The 22,562-nt window shown below is 57.0% G+C and carries 24 protein-coding genes and 1 pseudogene; 9 read left to right on the forward strand and 16 right to left on the reverse strand.

All coding sequences use genetic code 11. The annotated features are described in order from the left end of the window. Positions 1 to 111: 111 nt before the first annotated feature. Positions 112 to 1,134 (reverse strand): transporter, encoded by a 1,023-nt coding sequence (locus ACA059_RS06850; protein WP_149628512.1) that lies wholly within the window; start codon positions 1,132 to 1,134, stop codon positions 112 to 114. 276 nt (positions 1,135 to 1,410) lie between these two features. Here ACA059_RS06850 and ACA059_RS06855 point away from each other — a divergent pair, with 276 nt between their 5' ends. The 3 genes from ACA059_RS06855 to ACA059_RS06865 all read left to right on the forward strand — a co-directional run bounded on the left by ACA059_RS06855 (position 1,411) and on the right by ACA059_RS06865 (position 4,138). Then, a complete protein-coding gene (locus tag ACA059_RS06855; protein WP_497633199.1) occupies positions 1,411 to 3,033 on the forward strand; it encodes a methyl-accepting chemotaxis protein in 1,623 nt (540 codons plus the stop codon). A 112-nt stretch (positions 3,034 to 3,145) separates the two neighbouring features. Further along, complete coding sequence (locus ACA059_RS06860) at positions 3,146 to 3,583, forward strand: hypothetical protein (RefSeq protein ID WP_497633200.1); 438 nt, start codon at positions 3,146 to 3,148, stop codon at positions 3,581 to 3,583. Between the two features lie 186 nt (positions 3,584 to 3,769). Beyond that, positions 3,770 to 4,138, forward strand: coding sequence for a hypothetical protein (locus ACA059_RS06865; protein WP_497633201.1), 369 nt, complete (start codon positions 3,770 to 3,772; stop codon positions 4,136 to 4,138). Positions 4,139 to 4,147: 9 nt separating this feature from the next. Here ACA059_RS06865 and ACA059_RS06870 read toward each other — a convergent pair whose 3' ends face one another. The 3 genes from ACA059_RS06870 to ACA059_RS06880 all read right to left on the reverse strand — a co-directional run bounded on the left by ACA059_RS06870 (position 4,148) and on the right by ACA059_RS06880 (position 7,003). Beyond that, positions 4,148 to 5,326 carry a GAF domain-containing sensor histidine kinase gene (locus ACA059_RS06870; RefSeq protein WP_497634632.1) on the reverse strand — a complete coding sequence of 393 codons (1,179 nt, stop codon included), beginning with the start codon at positions 5,324 to 5,326 and terminating at the stop codon, positions 4,148 to 4,150. 134 nt (positions 5,327 to 5,460) lie between these two features. Next, positions 5,461 to 5,766, reverse strand: coding sequence for a PepSY domain-containing protein (locus ACA059_RS06875; protein ID WP_010457288.1), 306 nt, complete (start codon positions 5,764 to 5,766; stop codon positions 5,461 to 5,463). 109 nt (positions 5,767 to 5,875) lie between these two features. Next, positions 5,876 to 7,003, reverse strand: coding sequence for a glycerophosphodiester phosphodiesterase (locus tag ACA059_RS06880; RefSeq protein WP_497633202.1), 1,128 nt, complete (start codon positions 7,001 to 7,003; stop codon positions 5,876 to 5,878). Between the two features lie 234 nt (positions 7,004 to 7,237). Here ACA059_RS06880 and ACA059_RS06885 point away from each other — a divergent pair, with 234 nt between their 5' ends. Beyond that, on the forward strand, positions 7,238 to 7,564 hold the full coding sequence (locus ACA059_RS06885) for a DUF2025 family protein (RefSeq protein ID WP_076028337.1): 327 nt from the start codon (positions 7,238 to 7,240) through the stop codon (positions 7,562 to 7,564). 146 nt (positions 7,565 to 7,710) lie between these two features. Here ACA059_RS06885 and ACA059_RS06890 read toward each other — a convergent pair whose 3' ends face one another. Both ACA059_RS06890 and ACA059_RS06895 read right to left on the reverse strand, forming a co-directional pair. Then, complete coding sequence (locus ACA059_RS06890; protein ID WP_497633203.1) at positions 7,711 to 8,031, reverse strand: antibiotic biosynthesis monooxygenase family protein; 321 nt, start codon at positions 8,029 to 8,031, stop codon at positions 7,711 to 7,713. Next, positions 8,028 to 8,735: a CTP synthase C-terminal region-related (seleno)protein gene (locus ACA059_RS06895; protein ID WP_497633204.1), complete on the reverse strand. Its 708-nt coding sequence runs from the start codon at positions 8,733 to 8,735 to the stop codon at positions 8,028 to 8,030. The genes ACA059_RS06890 and ACA059_RS06895 overlap by 4 nt, the downstream gene beginning before the upstream one ends. 15 nt (positions 8,736 to 8,750) lie before the next feature. Between ACA059_RS06895 and ACA059_RS06900 the strand changes: the two genes are divergently transcribed. After that, entirely contained in the window at positions 8,751 to 9,692 is a 942-nt protein-coding gene (locus ACA059_RS06900; protein ID WP_497633205.1) for a LysR family transcriptional regulator, read from the forward strand. 7 nt (positions 9,693 to 9,699) lie between these two features. Here ACA059_RS06900 and ACA059_RS06905 read toward each other — a convergent pair whose 3' ends face one another. Next, on the reverse strand, positions 9,700 to 10,239 hold the full coding sequence (locus ACA059_RS06905; RefSeq protein WP_497633206.1) for a DUF1003 domain-containing protein: 540 nt from the start codon (positions 10,237 to 10,239) through the stop codon (positions 9,700 to 9,702). A 124-nt stretch (positions 10,240 to 10,363) separates the two neighbouring features. Then, complete coding sequence (locus tag ACA059_RS06910) at positions 10,364 to 10,975, reverse strand: TetR/AcrR family transcriptional regulator (protein ID WP_497633207.1); 612 nt, start codon at positions 10,973 to 10,975, stop codon at positions 10,364 to 10,366. A 213-nt stretch (positions 10,976 to 11,188) separates the two neighbouring features. On the opposite strand from ACA059_RS06910, the gene ACA059_RS06915 reads away from it, so the two are divergent. Next, positions 11,189 to 12,247 (forward strand): MBL fold metallo-hydrolase, encoded by a 1,059-nt coding sequence (locus ACA059_RS06915; protein WP_497633208.1) that lies wholly within the window; start codon positions 11,189 to 11,191, stop codon positions 12,245 to 12,247. A 47-nt stretch (positions 12,248 to 12,294) separates the two neighbouring features. Here the strand turns inward: ACA059_RS06915 and ACA059_RS06920 are convergent. Further along, positions 12,295 to 12,613, reverse strand: a pseudogene (locus tag ACA059_RS06920) (helix-turn-helix domain-containing protein). Positions 12,614 to 12,889: 276 nt separating this feature from the next. On the opposite strand from ACA059_RS06920, the gene bglX reads away from it, so the two are divergent. Beyond that, positions 12,890 to 15,163 (forward strand): beta-glucosidase BglX, encoded by a 2,274-nt coding sequence (gene bglX / locus ACA059_RS06925; RefSeq protein WP_497633209.1) that lies wholly within the window; start codon positions 12,890 to 12,892, stop codon positions 15,161 to 15,163. Positions 15,164 to 15,421: 258 nt separating this feature from the next. Here the strand turns inward: bglX and ACA059_RS06930 are convergent, their stop codons facing one another. Continuing rightward, a complete protein-coding gene (locus ACA059_RS06930; RefSeq protein ID WP_497633210.1) occupies positions 15,422 to 16,189 on the reverse strand; it encodes an AraC family transcriptional regulator in 768 nt (255 codons plus the stop codon). Positions 16,190 to 16,299: 110 nt separating this feature from the next. On the opposite strand from ACA059_RS06930, the gene ACA059_RS06935 reads away from it, so the two are divergent. Then, positions 16,300 to 17,115 (forward strand): sulfite exporter TauE/SafE family protein, encoded by an 816-nt coding sequence (locus ACA059_RS06935; protein WP_497633211.1) that lies wholly within the window; start codon positions 16,300 to 16,302, stop codon positions 17,113 to 17,115. 127 nt (positions 17,116 to 17,242) lie between these two features. Here ACA059_RS06935 and ACA059_RS06940 read toward each other — a convergent pair whose 3' ends face one another. The 5 genes from ACA059_RS06940 to ACA059_RS06960 form a co-directional block, all read right to left on the reverse strand. After that, a complete protein-coding gene (locus ACA059_RS06940) occupies positions 17,243 to 17,899 on the reverse strand; it encodes a DUF2931 family protein (protein WP_140895161.1) in 657 nt (218 codons plus the stop codon). A 12-nt stretch (positions 17,900 to 17,911) separates the two neighbouring features. Next, positions 17,912 to 18,892 carry a phospholipase effector Tle1 domain-containing protein gene (locus ACA059_RS06945; RefSeq protein WP_497633212.1) on the reverse strand — a complete coding sequence of 327 codons (981 nt, stop codon included), beginning with the start codon at positions 18,890 to 18,892 and terminating at the stop codon, positions 17,912 to 17,914. Continuing rightward, on the reverse strand, positions 18,892 to 19,320 hold the full coding sequence (locus tag ACA059_RS06950; protein WP_497633213.1) for a hypothetical protein: 429 nt from the start codon (positions 19,318 to 19,320) through the stop codon (positions 18,892 to 18,894). Before ACA059_RS06950 ends, ACA059_RS06945 begins: the two co-directional genes overlap by 1 nt. A 62-nt stretch (positions 19,321 to 19,382) precedes the next feature. Further along, on the reverse strand, positions 19,383 to 19,787 hold the full coding sequence (locus ACA059_RS06955; protein ID WP_497633214.1) for a PAAR domain-containing protein: 405 nt from the start codon (positions 19,785 to 19,787) through the stop codon (positions 19,383 to 19,385). 123 nt (positions 19,788 to 19,910) lie between these two features. Continuing rightward, on the reverse strand, positions 19,911 to 20,900 hold the full coding sequence (locus tag ACA059_RS06960; protein ID WP_497633215.1) for a hypothetical protein: 990 nt from the start codon (positions 20,898 to 20,900) through the stop codon (positions 19,911 to 19,913). Positions 20,901 to 21,159: 259 nt separating this feature from the next. Here ACA059_RS06960 and ACA059_RS06965 point away from each other — a divergent pair, with 259 nt between their 5' ends. Next, complete coding sequence (locus ACA059_RS06965; protein WP_497633216.1) at positions 21,160 to 21,972, forward strand: HNH endonuclease; 813 nt, start codon at positions 21,160 to 21,162, stop codon at positions 21,970 to 21,972. Here ACA059_RS06965 and ACA059_RS06970 read toward each other — a convergent pair. Further along, positions 21,938 to 22,498 (reverse strand): BRO-N domain-containing protein, encoded by a 561-nt coding sequence (locus ACA059_RS06970; protein ID WP_497633217.1) that lies wholly within the window; start codon positions 22,496 to 22,498, stop codon positions 21,938 to 21,940. The genes ACA059_RS06965 and ACA059_RS06970 overlap by 35 nt on opposite strands. Positions 22,499 to 22,562: the final 64 nt, after the last annotated feature.

Consider the following 22,562-nt stretch of genomic DNA (forward strand, 5'->3'; position numbering starts at 1 on the left):
TTAAAGGCAGAATCAAAGGATCGCAGCCTCGTTTCACTCGACAGCTCCTACATTTGGAATGCGCAACCCTGTAGGAGCTGTCGAGTGAAACGAGGCTGCGATCTTTTGATCTTAATAATCCTGGCGCTTACGAAACGCCCAACGCCCGGCGATCACCGTAAACGTCGCAACCAACGCCACCAGAATCCAGAACCCTTCCGGGTCGCCGGAAAGCGGCACCCCACCGACGTTCATGCCAAAGAAGCCGGCGATGATGTTTATCGGCAACGCCAGCACCGTGACCACGGTCAGGGTGAACAGTGTGCGGTTGCTCTGTTCGTTGAGGTTGGCGGCGATTTCTTCCTGTAACAGCTTGATCCGTTCGCCCAGCGCCGTGAGGTCGTTGATGATCAGCGCGAACTCCTCGGTGGATTTGCGCAGCTCCTTGACGTCTTCCTTCTGCAACCACTGCGGCGGGCGATTGAGCAGGCGCAGCAACGAGCCCGGTTCCAGCGCCAACAAGCGTTGCAGGCGCACCAGCACCCGTCGGTTGGCACCCAGCTCAGCCCGGTTGGTCGACAGTCGCGAAGACAGCAACTCATCTTCGATCTGATCGACACTGAGGCTGGTCTTGCGCACGATCTGGGTCAGCACTTCGCCCTGATCGCGCAGCAGATGCACCAGCAATTCCAGCGGCGAGCGAAAGCATTCACCGGCCTTTACCGACGAGCGCAGCTTGTCCACCGAGTGCAGCGGTTGCAGCCGTGCGCTGATGATCAGCCGACTGCGGGCGCAGACCCACAGCGTCGAAACATCGGACGAAACCATGCTGCTGAGGTTGAACACCACGTCGTTGACCACCGCCAGCAACGCTGAATCCACATGCTCGATACGCGTCGAACGGGAGCCCTCATGCAGCGCTTCGAAAAACTCGTCGGGCAATTCCAGATGGCTTTTCATCCAGCGTTCGCATGCGGCGTGGGCCAGATTCAGGTGCAACCAGAGAAATTCGTCGTTATCGCCGGGTTGTTGCAGGCACTGCAATGCCTTGGCTGAATCGAGCTCCCGGCCGCGCTCGCCGGGGCGAAAACTGAAACCGTACAGCAGACCGAACAGGTCCGTGTCGCGATGACTTTGGTCGATGCTGTGGTTCATGAGGTCTCGCTGTGAGGAGGCGCCTGCCGCGGGTTTCACAGGTTCACTTGAGCCGCATCATCGCAAGGAGTTTTGACAGTTTTGTGACAGAGTAGTGAAGGCGAAATAGTGGCACTACCGACGGTCGGAATTGATTAAAGAACCGCTCTGGTACGCCGATCTTGCCTACGTTAACTTGCACGGCTTTGGCCACGAACCAAGGTCGCAGACAGGGATGTCCGGACACCTTTCACGCCTTGTTGCGGCGTGCCTCATCCCTGTCATGAGTATCACTCGATGCTGCAAAAGTCCCTGAGAGCACAAATCCTTGCCTTGTTGAGCGGCAGTCTGTTCGCGATGCTGTTGATCGCCCTGGCCTGCTTTCACTTTCTGTCCAGCGGTGTTCAGAACTACGCGAATCTGATCGAAGGCCCACTGCACACCTCGCAATTGATCGATGAAGCCAACCTGCAATTCAAGGTTCAGGTTCAGGAGTGGAAAAACGTCCTGCTACGCGGCAAGCAGCCTGCGGATCTGGACAAATACTGGAAGCAATTCGAAGACCGTCAGCGCGATGTGCAGGGCATCCTCGGTGAACTGGCCGGGCAGAAGGGTATCGAGCCGTCACTCAAGACTCGCATCGAACGCCTGCGGGACGAACATCGTCTGTTGGGCGCGGCTTATCAGAAGGGCCGTGACGCTTATGTGGCGGCAGGCGCCGACCCAACGGTTGGCGACACGGCGGTCAAAGGTGTGGACCGCGCGACCAGCGAGCAGATGAGTGAGTTGGTCAGCGAATTGCGCAAGCAGGGTGCCGAGCAATCGAAGCTGATCAGCGCTGACGCCGACCGCACCGTGTTGCTGGGGATCATAGTGATGCTCGCCTCGGGTCTGTTGATCGGGTTATTGAGCCTGTGGCTGGTCAACCGCAACCTGGTCGAGCCGATTCGCAAACTGATCGAGTACGTGGCGCAACTCAGCCAGGGCAAGTTTGCCGAACGCGTGGCCAGCAGCCGTCAGGACGAGTTGGGCAAGTTGGCGGTAGCCGCCAACACCTTGCGCGATTTCCTCGCCGAAACCTTCAGCCGTTTGCAGCGTAGTGCCAAGGATCTGGACAGCGCCAGCGGTGAACTGAATTCCATCGCCAGCCTCATGGCCAGCGGCACCAACGAGCAGTTCAACCGCACCGATCAGGTGGCCACGGCAATGAACGAAATGTCCGCTACCGCGCAAGAAGTCGCACGCCATGCTGCCGATGCAGCACGTGCCGCCGACGATGCCGACCAGTCCGCCCAGCAGGGCGAAAAGGTCATGCAGGGCACCATTCACACCATCACCCAAATGCGCGGCGAAATTGCCAACACCGCCACGGTCATCCGTCGTCTGGAAACCGACAGCGGGCGCATCGGCAAGGTACTGGAAGTGATTCGCGGCATCGCCGAGCAGACCAATCTGCTGGCGCTCAACGCCGCTATCGAAGCGGCCCGTGCCGGTGAAGCCGGGCGCGGTTTTGCGGTGGTGGCCGATGAAGTCCGCAGCCTGGCCCAGCGCACGGCGGCGTCGATCATCGAGATCAACCAGATCATTCAAACGGTGCAAACCGGTGCAGTGGACGCCGCTCAGGCAATTGAAAGCGGTCAGTCGCGCAGTGAGGAAAGTGTCGAGCAAGTGACTCAGGCCGGCGCCATGCTGGAGCGCATCACCCTGGCCGTGGAAGCCATCCGCGACATGAACCGCCAGATCGCCACCGCCGCGGAAGAGCAGACGTCGGTGGCCGAAGACATCTCGCGCAACCTCACCGAAATCACCAGTATCGCCAGTACCAACCTGGACAATGTGCAACGCACCGAAGCGGCCAGCCACAACCTGCACGGGTTGTCGGGGCAGTTGAATGAAGTGACGGCACGTTTAAGCGCGTAACGGTAAGGGCTGTGTACCGGTTTGCTTACCGAGTCGGTACACAGTCGATCTCAAGTCCGCAGTGTCGATGTCGATGACCACGGTAATCCCATAATCCCAATGGAAAACCGCCATGGTCAGCATCACTTCCGTTTCGATCACCCCGACGGCCACGACTGCTTTGAACAAGACTGCCGTCAGCGACAGCACCGAAGACACCTCAGTCACGGCAACCGCTGAGGCGTCCAGCGACACCACGAAGGTATCCGCCGGCGGCGCCCCCGCGGCGAGCGGCAGCAGTTCCAGCAGCAGCGAAGAATCCGATACGGTGAAAGAGCTGCGCAAGCAGATCGCCGAATTGCAAAAGCAATTGCAGGAACAACAACAGCAACTGCAAGCGGCCCAGGCCAAACAGGAAAGCGCCGAAGCTAAAGCGGCGGACGTTGCGGCGGCTCAGTCGCAGATTGCGACGACTTCGGGTTCGTTGCAGACGGCAACGGCGGCGTTGTTGCAGGCGTTGCAGGATTCCGGTTCCAGTACGTCCGGCGCGCTGGTCAGCACATCCGCCTAAGCAATGATGTTGACGGAGTCTGAACACTCAGGCGACCGTTGATCGAAAAAGCTTGGTTGAAGCACCTGATTTAGCCACTACCTGTTATTTCTGACAGTAGACAGGTTTTTTCTCGCAGCGCTAGATAACCACTGGCACGCATTTTCGAACCGAACTTGCGCCAGTACTTTCACAAGGAGCGTTGCGATGGCCGAATTATTGAGCCCTATGACAGTTGTCGGTGGTCAGGTAGTCGTTTTGTACGTTGATCAGGCAGACCCACTGATTCCGAAAGTAGTCATACCGGCACGAGAAGATTTTGATGAAGGTGAAAAAATCATTGTGTTTTGTGGCGACACTGAGGTGGGCTTTCACACCTATCGAACAGGTGATTTCTTTCCAATACATCTTCCTTTGGACAAAGAGGCTCTGGGTCAGGTGCAGGGTGGGGGGGAGGCTTACTACGAGATCAAGCATCTGGATGGAACGACCTCCACCTCAAGTTCTTTCCGTGCCAGGGTCGAGGTGTTTAACAGCCAGTCGTCCGTAAGTCACGCTAACGAGATCAAGGCGTAGAGGCTGTCATCACTGCGTCAAAGCCAGCGTAAACATGAACTCCGTCCCGTTGGACGGAGTTGACTTCACATCAAGCAACCCACCATGGGACTGCGCAATCTGACTGGCAATGTACAACCCCAACCCGAGGCCGGTCTGCGGTGTTCCGCTGGCCGGTCGCGAGTAGGGCCGGAACAGATGGGGCAGCGCATCCTCGGCAATCAGCCCCTGATTTTTCACGCTCAGCACGAACTGCCCTTCATTGATCTGCGCGCTGATATCGATCGAGCCATCGGGATCTCCGTGAGCAACCGCGTTCGCCACCAGATTGGAGAGTAACTGTGCGACCCGCTCGCGATCACAATGAACGCTGCGCAGGTCACCGATGGACGATTGAATGGTGCGGTCGGGATGGACGCTCTGAACCTCTGAAATCACATGCCGCAATGCATCCTCGAGATCCGGGCACGGTTCAATGTTCACGGGAATGCCACGGCCTAAAGAGCCGCGAGCGAAATCCAGAACGTCATCGACCAGTTTGGTCGCACGACGGGCGCTGGTGAGGATGTGCCGGGCCCGTTGCTGATTCGCCGGATCGGGTAGTTTGCGCAGGAGCATTTCGGCGCTGGCGTTGATGGCGAACAAGGGGTTGCGCAGATCATGCCCGAGCACGGCGATGAACTGTTCGCGCAGTTTGGCGGTTTCCCGTTCCTGCCTCAGCGCTGCTTCGGTCTTTTGCAGGTTTTCTTCGGCCTCGATCTGCAGCGCCAGCATCCGGGCGAAGGATTCCATGGTGCTCTGGATCGTGCTGGATTTGAGGGGCGCAGGGTTGGGGTCAAGAGCGCAGATGGTGCCGAAAAAGCGTCCGTCGGTGCGGAAAATCGGCACGGCGATGTAGCTTTCGAACTGATAGAGGCGAGGGGTGTGGTGATCGCGGTAAAGCGGGTCTTCACTGGCCTTGTCGATGACCACCGAATGATGCGCCTGACGAATTTCGTGGCACAGGGTCGTGACAAGATCCAGCTCACCGCCGACCTGTAAACCGAAATTCAGCTGGTCGAGCACCGCACACGCCGTCCACGACTCTTCGGTGACCCGAGCTACGGCGGCAAAGCGCAGGCCCGTCAGTTCACGGATCACTTGAAGAATCGCCGGCACCGCACTGATCCGACCGATCGTGGCGATGTCTGCTGCCGCTGCTTGCCCCATTTCAATCCATCTCTGCATGAACAGTGTGGTGGGATTCTAGCGGGCTGACGCTGCGTTGGCGCGACTTGATTGCCTGAATTTGACGTGCAAAAAAGCCGCACGATCCGAAGATCGTGCGGCTTGGTGTTTGTGCATCAGGTGTCTTGTTTGTCGCTCAGTACTTTGCCCGTGGTGGCATCGAAGTCCACGTCAAATTCTTTGCCGTCGGCGGTTTTCAGTTCCACTTCGTACTCATAGTTATTGAAATGGTTATCCAGATCCGTGTCGGTGATGGTCGCGCCCGGGTGCAGTTTCAGCGCAGCCTGGTTCATTTCTTCCAATGGCTTGATCTTGCCGCTTTTGACCAGCTCAGGGATCTGGTCGACGCGGACATCGGCCTGGGCCAGGCCAGCGGTGAGAGTCAGGGCAGCGGCAGTGAACAGGGCAGTCAGGGTTTTCATGAGGTTCTTTCCTTGGGTGATCTGTTTAAGTGGGATCAGGTTAACCGGCGCAACTTAATCCACCCTTAATTCTCCGAACGCGACTGGGTAGCGATCGTTCCCACGTTCATCAATAACCGTTGTTCTGCAGCAACTGCGCAACACTGGCTGCCGCCGGGCGTTTGTAGAACTTGAGCAGTTCGCTGGCGCGGTTGGTGAAGATACCGTCGACGCCGGCGTCCATGACTTTCTGGTAATCCACGGCATCGTCGATGGTGTAAACGTGCACCAACAAGCCCTGATCGTGGGTGTACTGGTTCATCCACGGTTGCACCAAGTCCGAATAACTCTGATCACCGCCCTTGGTCAGCGCGGCAGAAGGGCCGGTGCCGATCGCGCCCTGGGCTTTGGCGTACTCGACCCATTGCTGGAATTCGGCTTTGTCTTTCGGTTGTTGTTTGGCGTAGTAAGTGGCTTTGTCCTTGTCGCCGGACTCGGCAAACGTCACCTTGGATTTCGGCTCAATGCTGCCTTCGCCGACCCACAGCAGGAGGATTTTCGGCACTTTCGGCATTTCCTTCTCGAGCAGTTCGAGGCTGCTCTTCTCGAAGGTTTGCAGCACGACTTTACCTTTGCCTTGGCCAACCGCCAGATCGCTCTTCGCCAGTTTCGAACCCGCCGGGCTCAACCAGCCGCGATCCTGGAGTTTTTCCTTGAGGTCGCGCTCGATCCCGGGAAATTGCTTCGGCTCTTTGGTTTCGATATACAGACCGGGCTTGTGCAGCGGGTTGCCTTGGGCGATATCGATGATTTCGTCCAGCGTCAGGACTTTCAGACCAGCGTACGAAGGACGCGCGCGATCCGGATAGGCAGCGTTGAACCAGCTGCCGGCATCGAGGGTTTTCAGCTCGGCGATAGTGAACTCGTTGGCCGGGCGGTCCTTGCGCTCAGGGAATTTACTGGCGACGTCGGTGGTGCGTTGCAGGTTGTCGTCGTGCAGGGCGAACAGCACGCCATCCTTGCTGCGTTGCACATCCATTTCCAGGTAGTCGGCACCCAGATCGCGGGCCAGTTTGTAGGCGGCGGCGGTGGATTCCGGGGCATCGAAGGACGCGCCACGGTGAGCAATCACGGCCGGATGCGGGATGCCCGTGCGGGTTGCCAATGCGGTGGGGCTTGGCTCGCTGGCGGCCTGTGCCTGGCCGAGGCCCAGCATCAGACTCAGCATCAGGGCGCTCTTGGTGAAGGTAACAGGCATGCTCGAGGTCCTTTCGCAGATTTTCAAAGACGTATCTTTTAACAACTGAGCGCCGCTTGCGCTATCGCCAGACCGACATAAACGTGTTTAAAGCTGATTTTTTCAGCGCTTTTGTGCGCTTCTTTGCAGTACTCTTGGCCCCGGCAGTTACCCCGGCAGAGGGAACGCCCATTCGCTTGCCCTGCGTGTAAACCATCGATCACCGGTCCTTTGCGACCTTCTGTGAGGTTTATCATGCGCATCACTTCCGAGCTCATCTGCCAGGCCGCCGACCAACTCAAAGGCTTCGTCGGCCTCAATCGCAAGACCGGCCAGTACATTGTTCGTTTCAGCGAAGACTCTTTCGGCATGGACGTGGCTGACGACGGCATTATTCCCACCAGCGAATTCGTCTGGGCCCCAGGTTCCGCGCAGGCCATGACGCTCAAGCGTGAGTTGATTCAGTTATTGCTGGATCAGAACATCGATGACCGGATCAACATCACCGAGCCGTTGCGGGTGTACATGAATCGGCGGGAAGTGCCGGAGATTTCGGCGGTTCGCAGTCTCGTGCAGAGCTGATGTTTTTGCAGTGAATGCGCTGGCCTCTTCGCGAGCAAGTCGAATCGTCGCACCGCCGCTCCCACATGGGTTATGTGTCGATCATAAGACCCATGTGGGAGCGAGCCTGCTCGCGATGGCGGCCTGAAAGACACTGCACATCATTACTACTGAAACCGATAATCCCGCTCAACCTTGCACACCCGCGTATGACAAGACGAATACCAGGTCGACCGCCCGCGCTCGCGAATCTCACTGTGCTCGGGATGATGTTTCCACGCCAGAATCGCCGCTTCGCTGGCCCAGTAGGACACCGTAATCCCGAGCCCGTCCTCACCCCGAGCCGATTCCACCCCCAGGAAACCGGGTTGCTCTCGGGCCAGTTCGACCATGCGCCTGGCGGCCTGCTCGTAACCGTGATCACCGTCGGTGCGCTGGGAGGTAAAAATCACCGCGTAGTAAGGCGCTGGCGGAGTCTTGGCGATCATGGCTTCTGCCTCTTGCAGGCTGCGATCAACGCACGGACCAGCGGCGGCAGATTGCCCTTGAGTGCTGCGCGTTCAGGTTGGAACAGCGTCGCGACGAAGAACGGATGCCCGCGCAATTCCACCGCCCGCAAGTCGCCCGAAGCATCGTGTCCAACGGCGCACAGCTGTTGGCTCAACAGCTCACGTTCAAATGCTGGATTAACGCCGTAGCGGCAGCGATATCCTTCGACAATCTCAGCGCTTTCGTACGCCTCGGCGATCAGCGAGCCTTCAACCAGATGGATGCTGTCGACGGCCTCCACCAGCGAACAGGTCAATGGCGTGAGCAGCGCTCGCGCCGCATCCGGCGATGTTTCACCGTGTTCGGCATCGTCCCAGCCCATAACATTTCGGGCGTATTCGAGAACGGCGTGTTGAAACCCGCCGCAGGTACCAAGGAAGGGTCGCTGCTGTTCACGGGCAAAACGAATCGCCCGCAACGCACCGTCCATATCGCGGTAGGGGCTGGCGGGCACGCACCAGAAACCGTCGAAATCAGCCAATGGCGCATCGGCGCTGATGCGTTCGGTAGCCAGCCACTGGAACTGCACGTCTGTGCCCGCCTGTTCGGCGGCCATGCCGAGGGCGATGGGGATGGCCTGGTGAGCGGTGACGTGCGGATCGTAATCGCCGATCAAGGCTATGCGAATTGGGCGGGTTTCCATGAGTGCGCTCCACGCTTGTTGATTCCTGGCACCCACTATAGATTGGCGTTCACGCACTCAATATTGGCGTTATCCCAATTGATCAATGCACCGATGCACTATCGACTGGATTACCCCGACCTGTCCCTGATCCTCGCGCTGGTGCGCGGCGGCTCTCTGGCCCGGGCATCGACGCTGTTGACGGTCGACGTCTCGACCGTATTTCGCGCCGTGCGCCGACTGGAAGCCGCGCTGGGCCAGCAGCTGTTTGAAAAGAGCCGCGCCGGTTACTTGCCTACCACCTTGGCGCAAACTCTGGCCGAGCAGGCTGAGCGGGCCGAACAGGCGCTGGAGGCGGCGCGCATTGGCGTGGAGCAGGGCGGTGAAGTCATCAGCGGCACGGTGCGCCTGACCTGCACCGATTCGGTCTTGCAAGGCTTGCTGCTGCCGGCGTTGGCGAAGTTCATGCCCGGCTACCCGGCGCTGACCATCGAGTTGAGTACCTCTAACGACTTTGCCAACCTCAGCCGCCGGGACGCGGATATCGCCTTGCGCCTGACCCGCACACCGCCCGAGCACTTGGTCGGCCGGCGATTGGCCCAGGTTTCCTATCGAGTCTGTGCCAGTGAGGTGTATCTGAAATCGGTCGATTCCGAAGACTTGGCTTCGCTGACCTGGATTGCCCCGGACGACTTCCTCCCCGATCACCCCACCGTTGTGTGGCGCCGTCAGCAGTTGCCCGGCGTCACACCGGGTTATCGCTGCAACAGCATGTTGTCGGTGACTGAGCTGGTGCGGGCCGGGCTCGGTGTCGCGGCATTGCCGGACTTCCTCATCGGTGAAGGGTTGCAACCGTTGAGCGAGCCGTTACACGGTTACGACACGGCGCTCTGGCTGCTGACCCGCCCGGACTGCCGCGCCTTGCGCTCGGTGGTGACGTTGTTCGATGAGTTGGGGCGGGCGCTTCGATTGCCTTGACCGAGCGCTAAACCTTCGGCTGATCCTTGCCCACGAAGTGCTGATGCATTTCCGAGGTCAGGCTTTCGATGCGTTCGGTCAGGGACTTGGTCATTTCGGTGAGCCGGGTGTTTTGCTCGAGCAACTCCAGCAGTTGCGCGCTGTTCTGCGCCGCTTGTGCCTGGCGTTCACTGTTGGCGACGGCGAGGGATTCGCGGTGCAGGGCGTCGGCGTCGGACTGGGCTTTGTCCCGCGCCGCCTGACGGGTCTGGGCCAGCAGAATCAACGGCGCGGCATAAGCCGATTGCAGGCTGAACGCCAGGTTCAGCAGGATGAACGGGTAGAGATCGAAGTGAGCCACGCCGAACAGATTGAGGCAAACCCATATCACCACGATCAGCGTCTGCGCCCCGAGAAAGGTCGGCGTGCCGAAGAACCGCGCGAAGGCCTCGGCGCGCAGGGCAAACTTGTCGTTGCCGAACGTGGGCGCCAGGTGGGCGTGGGGGCGATGAAAACGCAGATGATCGACGGGAAGGGCGGGTTTAGTGTCGGAAGTCGTGGTGGTCATAGTGCTCTCTGCATGGCGCTGGGACTGAGGCTCACTATAGCCCCAGCGCCAGTTTCATTCTGAAACACATTGCGGTGTTTTATTCCGCGCTACCGATCACCGCTAAAGCGGCGGACATTGTCATTTATTGCAGCTGATAGCAGGCCAGAAACATGTCCAGCGCCGACTCCACAACAGTGGTCTGCATTTCGGCTGACAGGCCGGGCAGACCCATGGAAATCTGTGGCCAGAACGCAAAGGATTTGAGCATTCCCTGAATCTGTTGTGCAGCGAATTCGGGGGCGACCGGTTTCAAACGGCCATCGGCCTGAGCGGCGCGGATCCACACAGTCAGGCCCTCTTCGCGCTCACCCATTCGGGCGACCATGTTCTGGGCGCGCTCGGGGGAATGGATGGTGGCGGCGATGGCCACTCGCGCCAGGTCGAGAAAATTGTCATCGCCCAGCATCTGCAATTTTGCCATCAACATTTGGCGCATCTGGTCGCGCAGCGGCAGGTCAGGGTGGTAGGGCGTTTCCTGTTCTGACGTCACCCGCGCCCATAATTGATTGAGGATTTCGGCGAACAACTCTTCCTTGCTGGGGAAATGGTTGTACACCGTGCGCTTCGACACGCCGGCGGTGGCAGCGATCTTGTCCATGCTGGTGATGTCGAAACCGTTGGCACGGAATTCGGCAATCGCCGCCTGAATGATGGCTTCGCGTTTTCGGTCGGTGAGGCGCTGTGGAGCTGTCATAAGTACGCTTCGGCAGGAAGAAGTGAGAACTACACTTGGCAGTTTACTTGTGATCGGCTTTGATGCAACCTAGAAACTACACTGTGCAGTGTAATGTTTTGTTAATCCTGCACAGCGAACAATAGATCTCCGGCTGATGCGTGCATGCCTTGGCCATTTATCGTCCCAAGCGGAAAACTGCGAATCAGGTGGTTTTCCTGGAGTCATTTAGTCATGGCCACTTCAACTTCCCCTGCGGATAACGCCTCCACGCCTGAAGCATCCCGTCAGGCAGAAGGGCACTTCCGAAATCATGCGCCCGTGCAACGTGAAGGCTTTCGCAAAATGGTGCGCATCATGTGGAACATGATCTTCCACAAACCGCGTAACACCCGCCCGACGGCGCCTGTCCCGGTGCAAACCCTGACTCAGGCAGCGTTGATCGCCGCACCTAACCACAGCGTTTATCGCCTCGGCCATTCCACTGTACTGCTGAAACTGCAGGACAAATTCTGGATCACCGACCCAGTCTTCGCCGAACGCGCCTCACCGGTGCAATGGGCCGGCCCCAAGCGTTTTCACCAGCCGCCGATCAGCCTTGAAGAGTTGCCGCCGATCGAAGCGGTGATCCTGTCCCACGATCACTACGACCACCTCGACTATCAAGCCGTGCTCAAACTGGCGGACAAGGCCAAGTACTTTCTGACGCCTCTGGGCGTGGGCGACACCCTGATCAAATGGGGCATCGACGCCAGCAAAGTGCGCCAGCTGGACTGGTGGCAAGGCACTGAGGTCGACGGTATTCAGTTCATCGCCACACCTTCGCAGCACTTTTCCGGTCGCGGTCTGTTCGATGGCAACAGCACGCTGTGGGCCTCGTGGGTGATGATCGACGGCGACACGCGAATCTTCTTCAGCGGCGACAGCGGTTATTTCGATGGCTTCAAACGCATCGGCGAACAGTACGGCCCGTTCGACCTGACGCTCATGGAAACCGGTGCCTACAACGTCGAGTGGCCGCATGTTCACATGCAGCCTGAGCAAACCCTACAGGCGCACATCGACCTGAAAGGCCGCTGGTTATTGCCGATCCATAACGGCACGTTCGATCTGTCGATGCATGCCTGGTACGAACCGTTTGACCGGATTCTGGCGCTGGCCTGGGAGCGGAATGTTTCGATCACCACGCCGCAGATGGGGCAGGCGTTTAATGTGATGTATCCGCAACGGGGTGGCGCCTGGTGGTCGGAGATGGAAAACGTTGGCGATCAGGTGGAGCCGCAGAACGCATAACGTTGTGAAGCCGGGCTGCTTACCTGCAAGCGGCCCGGGCCGACACCTCACTCAACCATCGCATAATCCGCCCGCCCCACCGGATCAGGCGTCGTCCCTTTCACATTCATTCCTCTCCCCGGCGCAAACCCCCGGGAAGAACACCAACCCCTCCGATTCAAACCGATAAGCCAACGCCAGCCGCGTAACATCCAGCACATCGCGCTCATCCTCAAATCGCTGAATAGCGTCAACCGAAACCCCGGATTCCCGAGACAGTTCCTCCACACTCCAACCCAGCATCGCTCGGGCCTGAACGCTATGCGCGGGGGTGAATTGGAAAAGGGCGATACGTTCCAGGGTGATTTTCATCGCAAGAGAGGCCATGGTGTTCTCCGGGCTCAAGAGTGCTGATTCAAAAAATACTGTGTTTTTGTACAGTTGTTTTGAGCCCGAATCAAACTCATTTTTTTGATCGATTCTATTTTTCCTCTCAGGCAGGAGCGTTGGACCGACTACGCTATTTTTAGGCGGGCTGAAAGCTCAATGGGTTTTCAACACCCGTCAGCAGCAATGTTTGAACGTCAGCTTTCTGATTTTCAATACAAGGAAAGGTGGCGTTTCAGAGGCTGTGCGCCACAGCGTTATGCAGGGAAGGGAATCATGAAAAGACTACGTCTGCTATGTACCCTGATCGGTTTTACAAGTCTGCCCGTCCTGGCCGATATGGCATCGTCAAACAAAGATGCCTTTGTGACCAACCTGATGACTCAGATGACCCTGGAAGAAAAAGTCGGCCAACTGCGGCTGATCGCGATTGATGAAAAGATGACTCCCGAAAGGATGTACCAAGAAATCACCGCCGGGCGAATCGGGGGTACGTACGGCTCTGTGAGCCGTTACGTAAACCGACCCATGCAGGACGCGGCTCAACAAAGCCGCCTGAAAATACCGATGTTTTTCGGCTGGGACGTGATACACGGTCATCGAACCATTTTTCCCATTGGCTTGGCATTGGCCTCCAGCTGGGATATGGACGCCATTGAGTTGAGCGGTCGAACGGCGGCGAAAGAAGCCAGTGCGGACGGTATCGATATGACCTTTGCACCGATGATAGATATCGCCCGTGATCCTCGCTGGGGGCGTACATCCGAAGGCTTCGGTGAAGACACCTATCTGGTTTCGCGCATTGCCAAAGTGATGGTTCAGGCCTACCAGGGCAAAAGCCTGAATGCACCCGACAGCATCATGGCCAGCGCCAAACACTTCGCGTTGTATGGTGCTGTCGAGGGTGGACGCGACTACAACAGCGTCGACATGGGCCTGGCCAGAATGCACCAGGACTACCTGCCACCTTATCGTTCGGCGATTGAGGGTGGCGCGGGAGCGATGATGGTGGCGCTTAACTCGATAAATGGCGTGCCAGCCGCTGCCAATGCATGGTTGATGCAAGACCTGCTTCGCAAAGCATGGGGCTTCAAGGGGCTGGTCATCAGCGACCACAATGGGATAAACGATCTGGTTCAGCACGGTGTTGCGAAGAATCACCGCGAAGCGGCCAGGCTCGCGATCAGGGCCGGTGTTGATATGAGCATGAACGACTTCTCTTATGGTCCGGAGCTACCCGGGCTGCTTGAGTCTGGCGCTATTTCCCAGAGCAATATCGATAATGCTGTGCGGGAAGTTCTGGGGGCCAAGTACGACATGGGGCTGTTCGAAGACCCTTACCGGCGCATCGGCGTTGCCGGTGAAGACCCCGCTGATAACAATGCCGAAAACCGTCTGCACAGAGCGCAGGCCCGTGAGGTGGCACGCAAGACATTGGTGCTGCTGAAGAATGAAAACGGGCTCTTGCCACTAAAGAAAGAGGGCGTGATTGTGCTCATAGGCCCGTTGGCAAAAAGTACCGTCGACATCATGGGCAGTTGGTCCGCAAGCGGCGTGCCCTCGCAATCGGTGACGATCTACGACGGGCTGAAAAACGCTATGGATAAGGGCTCGCTGATCTATGCCCGAGGCGCCAATCTCGAGGAGGATCAGGAGGTTGTTAAATACCTGGAATATCAGGGAGTGTCCGAAATCGCGAACGACGCTCGTCCGGCAGCAGAAATGATTGACGAAGCGGTCAAGGCTGCACAGCAAGCCGATGTCGTGATTGCGGTGGTGGGCGAGCCACGCAGTATGTCTCATGAAGCGGCCAGTCGAACCAGCCTCGATCTGCCAGGACGCCAGAGTGAATTGATCACCGCCCTGAAAGCCACCGGCAAGCCGCTGGTACTGGTATTGATGAACGGCCGGCCACTGTCCATCGGCAAGGAGCAGAAGCAGGCCGATGCGATTCTGGAAACCTGGTACAGCGGATCCGAGGGAGGCAACGCCGTTGCCGATGTATTGTTCGGTGACTACAACCCCTCCGGCAAGTTACCCATCACCTTTCCACGCTCCGTGGGGCAGATCCCGAATTACTACAGCCATTTGAACACCGGCCGCCCCTACCTGCCGGGTGGGCTTCGCAACTACACGTCTCAATATTTCGATCAATCCCATGGTCCGCTTTATCCCTTCGGCTATGGGCTGAGTTATACCGATTTCAGCCTGACCGACATGGCCCTGTCTTCGACCACACTGAACAAGACCGACAAGCTCGTCGCCAGCGTCATAGTGAAGAATACCGGCCAGCGCGACGGCGAAACGGTGGTTCAGCTGTATATCCGCGATGTCGTTGGCTCCCTCAGCCGTCCGGTCAAAGAACTGAAGAACTTTCAAAAAATCATGCTCAAGGCCGGAGAAGAGAAAGCGGTCCACTTCAGCATTGATGAGAACGACTTGAAGTTCTTCAACGCTCAGTTGGAATACGCCGCCGAGCCGGGCGAGTTCCAGGTGCAGATCGGTCTGGATTCTCAGGATGTGAAGGCGCAGAGTTTTGAGCTGCTATAAGGCCGAGGTATTAGCGGCAGTGGCTAATGCCAGTCAGTTGAGCCGTTATGCGATCTGTAGCAGCTGGCGAAGCCTGCGTTCGGCTGCGTAGCAGTCGTAAAACCAGAGATTGCGGTGCATCAGGCAGACCGCGTCAGTCGGATTCACGACTGCTTCGCAGCCGAACGCAGGCTTCGCCAGCTGCTACAAAGTGTGCGTCGCGGCTGAAATTGCTTAACTGACTGGTATTAACGGCAGTGGCCTCTCTTTTTGGGCTAACTACTTCGCCCCCTCCAGCCAGACGGACGGTGCCTGTCCCAGTACACGGCGGAACATCGTGGAGAACGCCGCCGGGCTGTCATAGCCAAAATCCAGGGCAATGCGCGTCACCGGTTCGCCCTCCACCAGACGCGCCAGAGCCAGCACCACACAAGCCCGCTGCCGCCACTGGCTGAAACTCAGACCCGTCTGTTGGCGGAACAGGCGATTGAAGGTGCGCAGACTGATATGCAACTGATCGGCCCATTGCTGTGGCGACTGGTGAGCGTCGGGCCGCTGCACAAAGCGCTGGCACAACGTGAGTAGCCGCGCATCGACGGGCAGCGGAATGTGCAACGGCAGGTGAGTGCTGCGCGCCAGTTCATGCAGCAGCAAGTCGATCAGCGTACCGTCGCGCCCGCGTTCGTCATACGCCAGCGGGATTTCCACCGCCTCCATCAGCAAGTGCCGCATCAACGGCGAAACGCTGATCACCTGGCAGCGATCCCCCAGATCCACCGCCCCCGGCTCGATATACAAACTGCGAGTACTCACCCCCAGCATCAGCACCTCGTGCGCCACCCCCGCCGGAATCCACACCGCCCGCTGTGGTGGCACCACCCAACTGCCGTCGTGCGTGCTGACCTGCATTACCCCGGTGGCGCCATACAACAATTGCGCCCGCCGATGCGTATGACGAGGCAACACATGGCCGTGGGAATAATCCGTACCGATGGCCACCACCGGCCGTGGCGTGCGGTCCAGCAAATCAATCGAAACATTGCGCATCGAGCAGCCCCAGCGGTTGGCGTAAACGCGAATATTATTGGCTGACTTGCTGAAGCAGGCCAAGGCGCATCGTTCTATCGTCGACCGCTCTCAACCAACGGACGACCTCCATGTTCTATCTTCTGCTGGCACTCTTCGGCTGCATGACCGGCATCACCGCGGTGCTGTTCGGTTTCGGCGGCGGCTTCGTCGTCGTGCCATTGCTGTACCGCATGCTCATGACCAGCCACGGCACAGACGACCCCGTCAGCCAATCGGCGATGCACATTGCTGTGGCAACCTCGACCTGCGTGATGATCGTCAACGCAACGATCGCCACCGGAAAACACCGACGCGCCGGTAATCTCATTCGTCATTACGTGTGGCCGTTGGGCGGGTTTATCGGCGTGGGCGCGGTAGTTGGCGCCGTAGCGGCGATGTGGGCAAGTGGCGAAATGATCCGCTATGCCTTCATCGCGTACCTGGCCGTGACCATCGCGGATTGCCTGTTGCGACGCGGCTTTCTTACAGCGTCCGATACCGCCATTCCACGGCGATTGGGAAGGGCAGAAGTGTCTGGCGGCGGCGTAGGAATCGGCACCATCGCCACGTTTCTCGGCGTAGGCGGCAGCGTCATGACCGTGCCGTTACTGCGGCGCTGTGGATTGAGCATGTCCCAGGCGACGTCCATGGCCAATCCGCTCAGTTTGCCCGTGGCGCTGGCCGGGACGCTGACTTACATGGCGATGGCCGGCTTCACCGAGTTTGATCTTGGGCCGTGGTTTGTCGGTTATGTGGATGTGCTGGCGTTTGCGGTTTTGACGTTGGGGTCGCTGGTGGGGATTCGGCTGGCCACGCCGTGGATTGGGCGGATACCGGATCGAATGCATGCGCGGGTGTATATCGGTTTGCTGGTGGTGGTGATGATCAGCCTGTGCCTGAGTTGAATGTTATCGGCGCGTAGCTTTCCATCGCTCGAACGATGCTTCGCCTCTTGATACCCGATCCGGAAACGCCCTGACGCTTGATGACGTGTTGTAGGTGGGCCAGGGCAAGCCACTGCAATCCGGTCATTCACCAGCTTCCGTAGGGGATGCCGTACTTTTCGATATAGCGTTTGGAATCTTCTTCCAACGAGAAATAGCTGCCATGGGAGAGCCCTAACCCAGGCCCCTTGGGTTCAATCTCGGCTTTGCTGCGTGCAACTTTGATTGCTCGTCGGCACTCATCCAACGCCCACACTTGCACTACACCGCCGGGGGCAATGCCTATCTGTATAGAAGCTGATTTATCCAGGAAAGCTGCCTCTGGAACACTTGCGCACTCCTTGGTCAATGCATCACGCATGATCTGTCTAGCTTCTTCCGGAATTTCAACCCAACCTTGATAGGTTTGAGGTTCGACTAACGATTGCCAGCGAACATAGATCCGTACCGGAAGCTTGGCACTCTTTACATCCCTCTCGGTGCCGCCGCCAGTCACCAGCCAACCATTAGCCCCTGGCATGCCATTTTTCCTTCCGCCAGAAGCTACGCCACTGCCTATTCGACGATAGAGAGTCCCATGGGTATCAATTGTGGCAGCGTCCTCAACCCATGCGTCCATTGCGTAAGGAGTAACAAAACCCAGCGCCCACGGCCCGGCGTCGGGGTCTGAACGCCCCAACGGCTCGCCCGACGCTTGGCAACCGCTCACAAAAAAAGCCCCCAACAAGATCCATAGTGTTCGCAAGATTTTCGACTCCTAGTCAGGTACATGGGGATGTTGTACGCGGATCCCGTCCGTGGTTGGGGAATTAAAGTAGAGTAAACCTGCGCTGGTTCGAGGTGTTGAACCTTGCAAATTTGTCGGTGGGTTCCAACTGGCCGAATTGTGAATGTACTTCAGTTTAAGCAATTGCTCCTCGGCGGGCGTTGTACTGTAGTCACCCGCCACAAAGCGGTCACTCAATGCTTGAAGCTCAGATGGGATGGCATAGGTCGGGTACTGCTCATCAAGGTCCTTAAATCGAACTCCCCGTTGTTTCGCCAACTCATACATGACCCGCAGGTATACCCGTGACAACTCGCCTCGCACTGGGCGCTTGAGCTGTAACGCCGCATAGACCCGCTTGTTTGGATTCAAACGGTCTTGCTGAGACGGAGGCAAGCTTCGAACGTAGGGGGTCACGATCTCCAGCATATTGGACGGCCAGCCTTTGGCCTCCCACTGCGCCTTCACCCGTTGAGCGTCCCGGTAGATCGATGTGTATTTCACGTCTGTCGTGGTGGGAACATCCAGCGCCTGCATCGGGCTAATCAGCAGGTTCTCTTCTGATTCAGGAAAGTACCCGCCGCCAAGGTCCGAGTGGACACCGGGCAATGTGATTTCCAGGTGATCGGGTTTTACTCGGGTCAAGGCGAAGTTGGCACGGATTTCATCCCGGGCAGCCAATTGGACGACATTCGGAAACAAGCTGCGAGGTAAGTACAGTTTGAGCCCTGGTTGTGTTTGGCTACGTATATAGCCCAGGTTGGCCAAACCGCCTACTGACGGTACGGTATCAAACAAGCCGATAAAACTCATTTGGATATCGTGCTGGTACTCAACGTTATAGGTTTGGTGGAAAGCCCCACGAAATATCTTGGAGATATTGCCCAGCGGACCATTCTGTCCCCGCGCGACTTCGTTGGAGAAATGTCGTGCAGCCGCTGCACCCCTGCTGAAGCCAAACGTATCGAACATTAAGTTAAGGATTTTTGAATCGGGATAGGTTTGGGAAAAGTCAAAGATAGCTCGTCCGATTTTTTAAATGCCTCATCTACCTTCGCAGTTACCCCCATCGCACCGCGCCCCATCCCGGCCCCAAGCATACTATCGGGTTGACCAGATGATGTGCCTATACCATCCACATAGACCGTTTCAAATCTTAGATGTAATGCCCCCTCATCCAGAGTATCGCGAGAGGAAAAATACAAATCGCTCAGCTTCTTGATGTTCGACTCATCGTTTGCATAACTGCTGTCTGGGTCGGACATATAGGGTTTACAACTGGCGTCCAGATCTTCGGGCTTGATGGCGTGGCTAGCGCCACATAGCAGTCCCATTTCACTGTTGTTTGCATTGTTCAGCGTGCCATCGAAGAACACGCCAATGCGCAAGGTGATACCCACCGGTTTCTCTTCATTCAGCTCTTCTTCCTCTTCTTCCTCCTCTAAAGCCGAGTCATCAGCAGCTACAGTCGGCGCTGAGGTAGGCGCCGTACATCGACCGGGGGTTGGTAGCTGGAAGGCTCAACTAGATGCGCAGGCATAGGACTAAACGACGAAAAAGGCGCAGGTGTGAAGCTGTTGCCGATGATAATGCTCGATGACCCACTCGTGATGGTGTCGCCATGCGTTCCTTGCGAGCCGGTGACCAGCGCGGCCTGGCCATTGATCTGTACCGAGGACATGGCAGCCGTGGTCAAGATACTGCCGCAGGTGGTGCAGTCAGTTACCCGGGCAGCGGGGAGTCCATCAAAAAACACATTCGGTGACCCGGATTCGATGGCTGATCCACCACAGCGGGGACAGCTCACAGTATCGGACTTGCGTGCAGCAGGCTTGCCAGACATTTCGATATCCATATCAGCATTCATAGAGGCAGCACCTTACCCGCACCCATGAATAGAAAACAATCAGACGTTTCCCAAACTTGACTACGTAAATAGCTCGCGTCCAGGTGTCCGGCCACGTTGCATTGAAGTTGCCTTGACGCTGAATTATTTATCCGCCAGCCCCGGCGCTTCCCGAACAATGAAGTGATCCAGGTTCTCAATATTGGCACTGAACACCCCGAACGTCTGATCGGGGTTTTTCTTGCTCGGCACCTGCTTCAACTCCGGCGTCACACCATAAAAGAAGCAATACAACTCTTTCCCGCTCTCACTGGCATGCTTGATCTCTTCCAGAAACGCTTTGCGCTTGCGGTAGTTGTCGATCAGCTTTTTGCTCAGGTAAACGTTGACTGAATAAGGCTTCTTCTTCACCTCGTCCGCTTGCTTGAACCAGACCTTTTGTTCGAAATCGATACGAAAGCTCTGCGTGTAATCCTTGATCTCCTTGATCTTGCCCCAGTAAATCAGCCCCTTGTTGTCCTGCAGATACTCGATCTTCTTAAAGAACGACCCATAAAGCGCCGTGTGCTCACCAATCTTCAGCGGCATGCGCTTGAGCAGCTCCTTGTCCTCGAAGTTCGACACAAAACACTCCACCGGATGGGCGAAGACACTGGTCTTTTCCGGTGCTGATTCGCGGCTCGGGTGTTCGACGACACTGGCTGCTGAAGAGGGTTTCGGATCGTCCCGCATCACGTCAGCCGCCACCGCCGGGTTCGACGGCTTACGCACATACTCACGCCGCGTCAGCAACAACTCCGACGGGAAGTGCTCCTCGCGACTGTCATCCGTTTCCGCGCCGTCCGCGTCCACACCTGACGCCGACGCCTTGAGACTGACATAAGGACAATCCGCAACATGCCGAGTGCTGGGCGTGTTCTTGAAGTGCGGGGTGCGCACGTAATTCACGTTCTTGGCGTTGAACGTCGTCAACACATTTGCCGCATCGAAGGCCAAACGACAGGCGTCGTTGGGGCACTGGAAGTGCTCCTTGGCGGAATCGAACTCTATCGTCTCGTCGAAATTCAAATCGCGCACGTCATAGATCGACAGCTTGTCGTCGAGGCTGAGGCAGTAGGCGAGGTCGAATTTCATGGCGGGCTCGGGTCCTTGAGTGGGGAAGGGTATTAATAGCGGGAGGCGCGTGATGGCGCACCTTTTAATTCATATTAGTCGTGCCAACACCTTCATTTTCCGGACGATGTCATAGCCCGGTGAGAATAGTAGGCGCGACATATTCGCCACCGTTGCTCTCGAGATTCTGGTTCGAGCTGATCGAGAGAGCTTTCCGTTAATCGTGTAGGAGAATTCTCTAATTTTGGTAATCTTCATCCTCTGATAAGAGGATGAGTGGATGCCAGCTGTCATTGCCGAAAATGATGAATCGAAGTGGGCCGATGAAACTGGGGTCCGATATCACTTCCCGAAACAGTACCGAGCAATTCTGACCGAAGGAACGGCGGTGCTGTATTACAAAGGGAAGATGACAAACAAGGCTTTTTCGGATCAGCGTTTGAGTACCAACCCTCATTATTTTGGTGTTGCTCGAATCGGAAAGGTTCATGCGGATGAGAACAGCACGCAAGGTGATTTGTTCGCTGTCATTGAGGGCTTCAGACCCTTTGAATCTGCAGTTCCGATCAAGTTCGACGGGGAGTACCTTGAGCAGATTCCAGTAAAACTGAAAAGTAATTACTGGCGTAATGGTGTCCGGTTAATTGACCAAATGGTGTTTGACGACATCTGTTCCCATGCGGTGCTGAAGTTGGAGCAGGTCGACGATTTCAGCCTAATCGATAGTGCGCAGGAGTTTGAGACTAGTGTTATCGGGACTGAAGGGAAAAAAATCACCTTTTACGGTGTGAGGTATGAGCGCTGTCCAAAGCTTAGGCTTCAGGCAATCGCTATTCATGGGCTTCGATGCAAAGCCTGCGATTTTGACTTCGAGAAAGCGTATGGCGCGCATGCAAAAGGCTTTATTCATGTGCACCATGTGAAGCCCATTTCCGAATTTGACGAGGACCAGGTTGTCGATCCAGCGACTGACTTGGTCCCACTCTGTGCAAATTGCCACGCGATTGTTCATAGGAAACCCCAACAGTTGCTGAGCGTTGAGCAACTGAAAGGCCTTCTCAATGGTCGATGGGTTTTCGACGATTTAACCTAAGCGAATGCTTCGACGAATGAAACATTTGCACGACCCTCCGCCACCAAGGCTCAACCACCGTCACCCGTTGTTGCGGCTGATCGTGCAACAGGTAGGGCATGTCTCGCAGCCGAATCCAGCCTTCATCCTGCCAATGCAACAGACTCAACGACATCTCTGGCCAGTTCAGCAAACTCAACATCGGCCGATCTGCATGCTTCGATTGCCCCGCATCGCGCAAGGCCGGGACGACTTGATGGGTCAACCACTCACGCAATAAGCGATTCCCGGGTACGTAGTGATACACCAATAACGCATAAGCACCGGATTCGCTGAGCATTAGTCGCTTCTCAGATTGTCCGTAGTACTCAATCAGCAACGTATGCCGCTGATCCTCGTCCAGTTTGTTGACCACACGATCACTTAGGTGGAAGCCCATTAGGCGACCGAGATCGCGGGCGCAGATCCATGGCTGGTTTTCCAAAAGGAGGGCATGGAGGTGGAGGTTGTGGCGTGTGAAGCGTGTTGGAATGATCGGATCAGGCATGTCCGATCTCCGAGAAGGAGGATGAGCAGAGTGGTCTTTGTGTCGGCATATCCATTACCTCTAC

The sequence above is a fragment of the Pseudomonas sp. LBUM1647 genome, assembly GCF_059716175.1.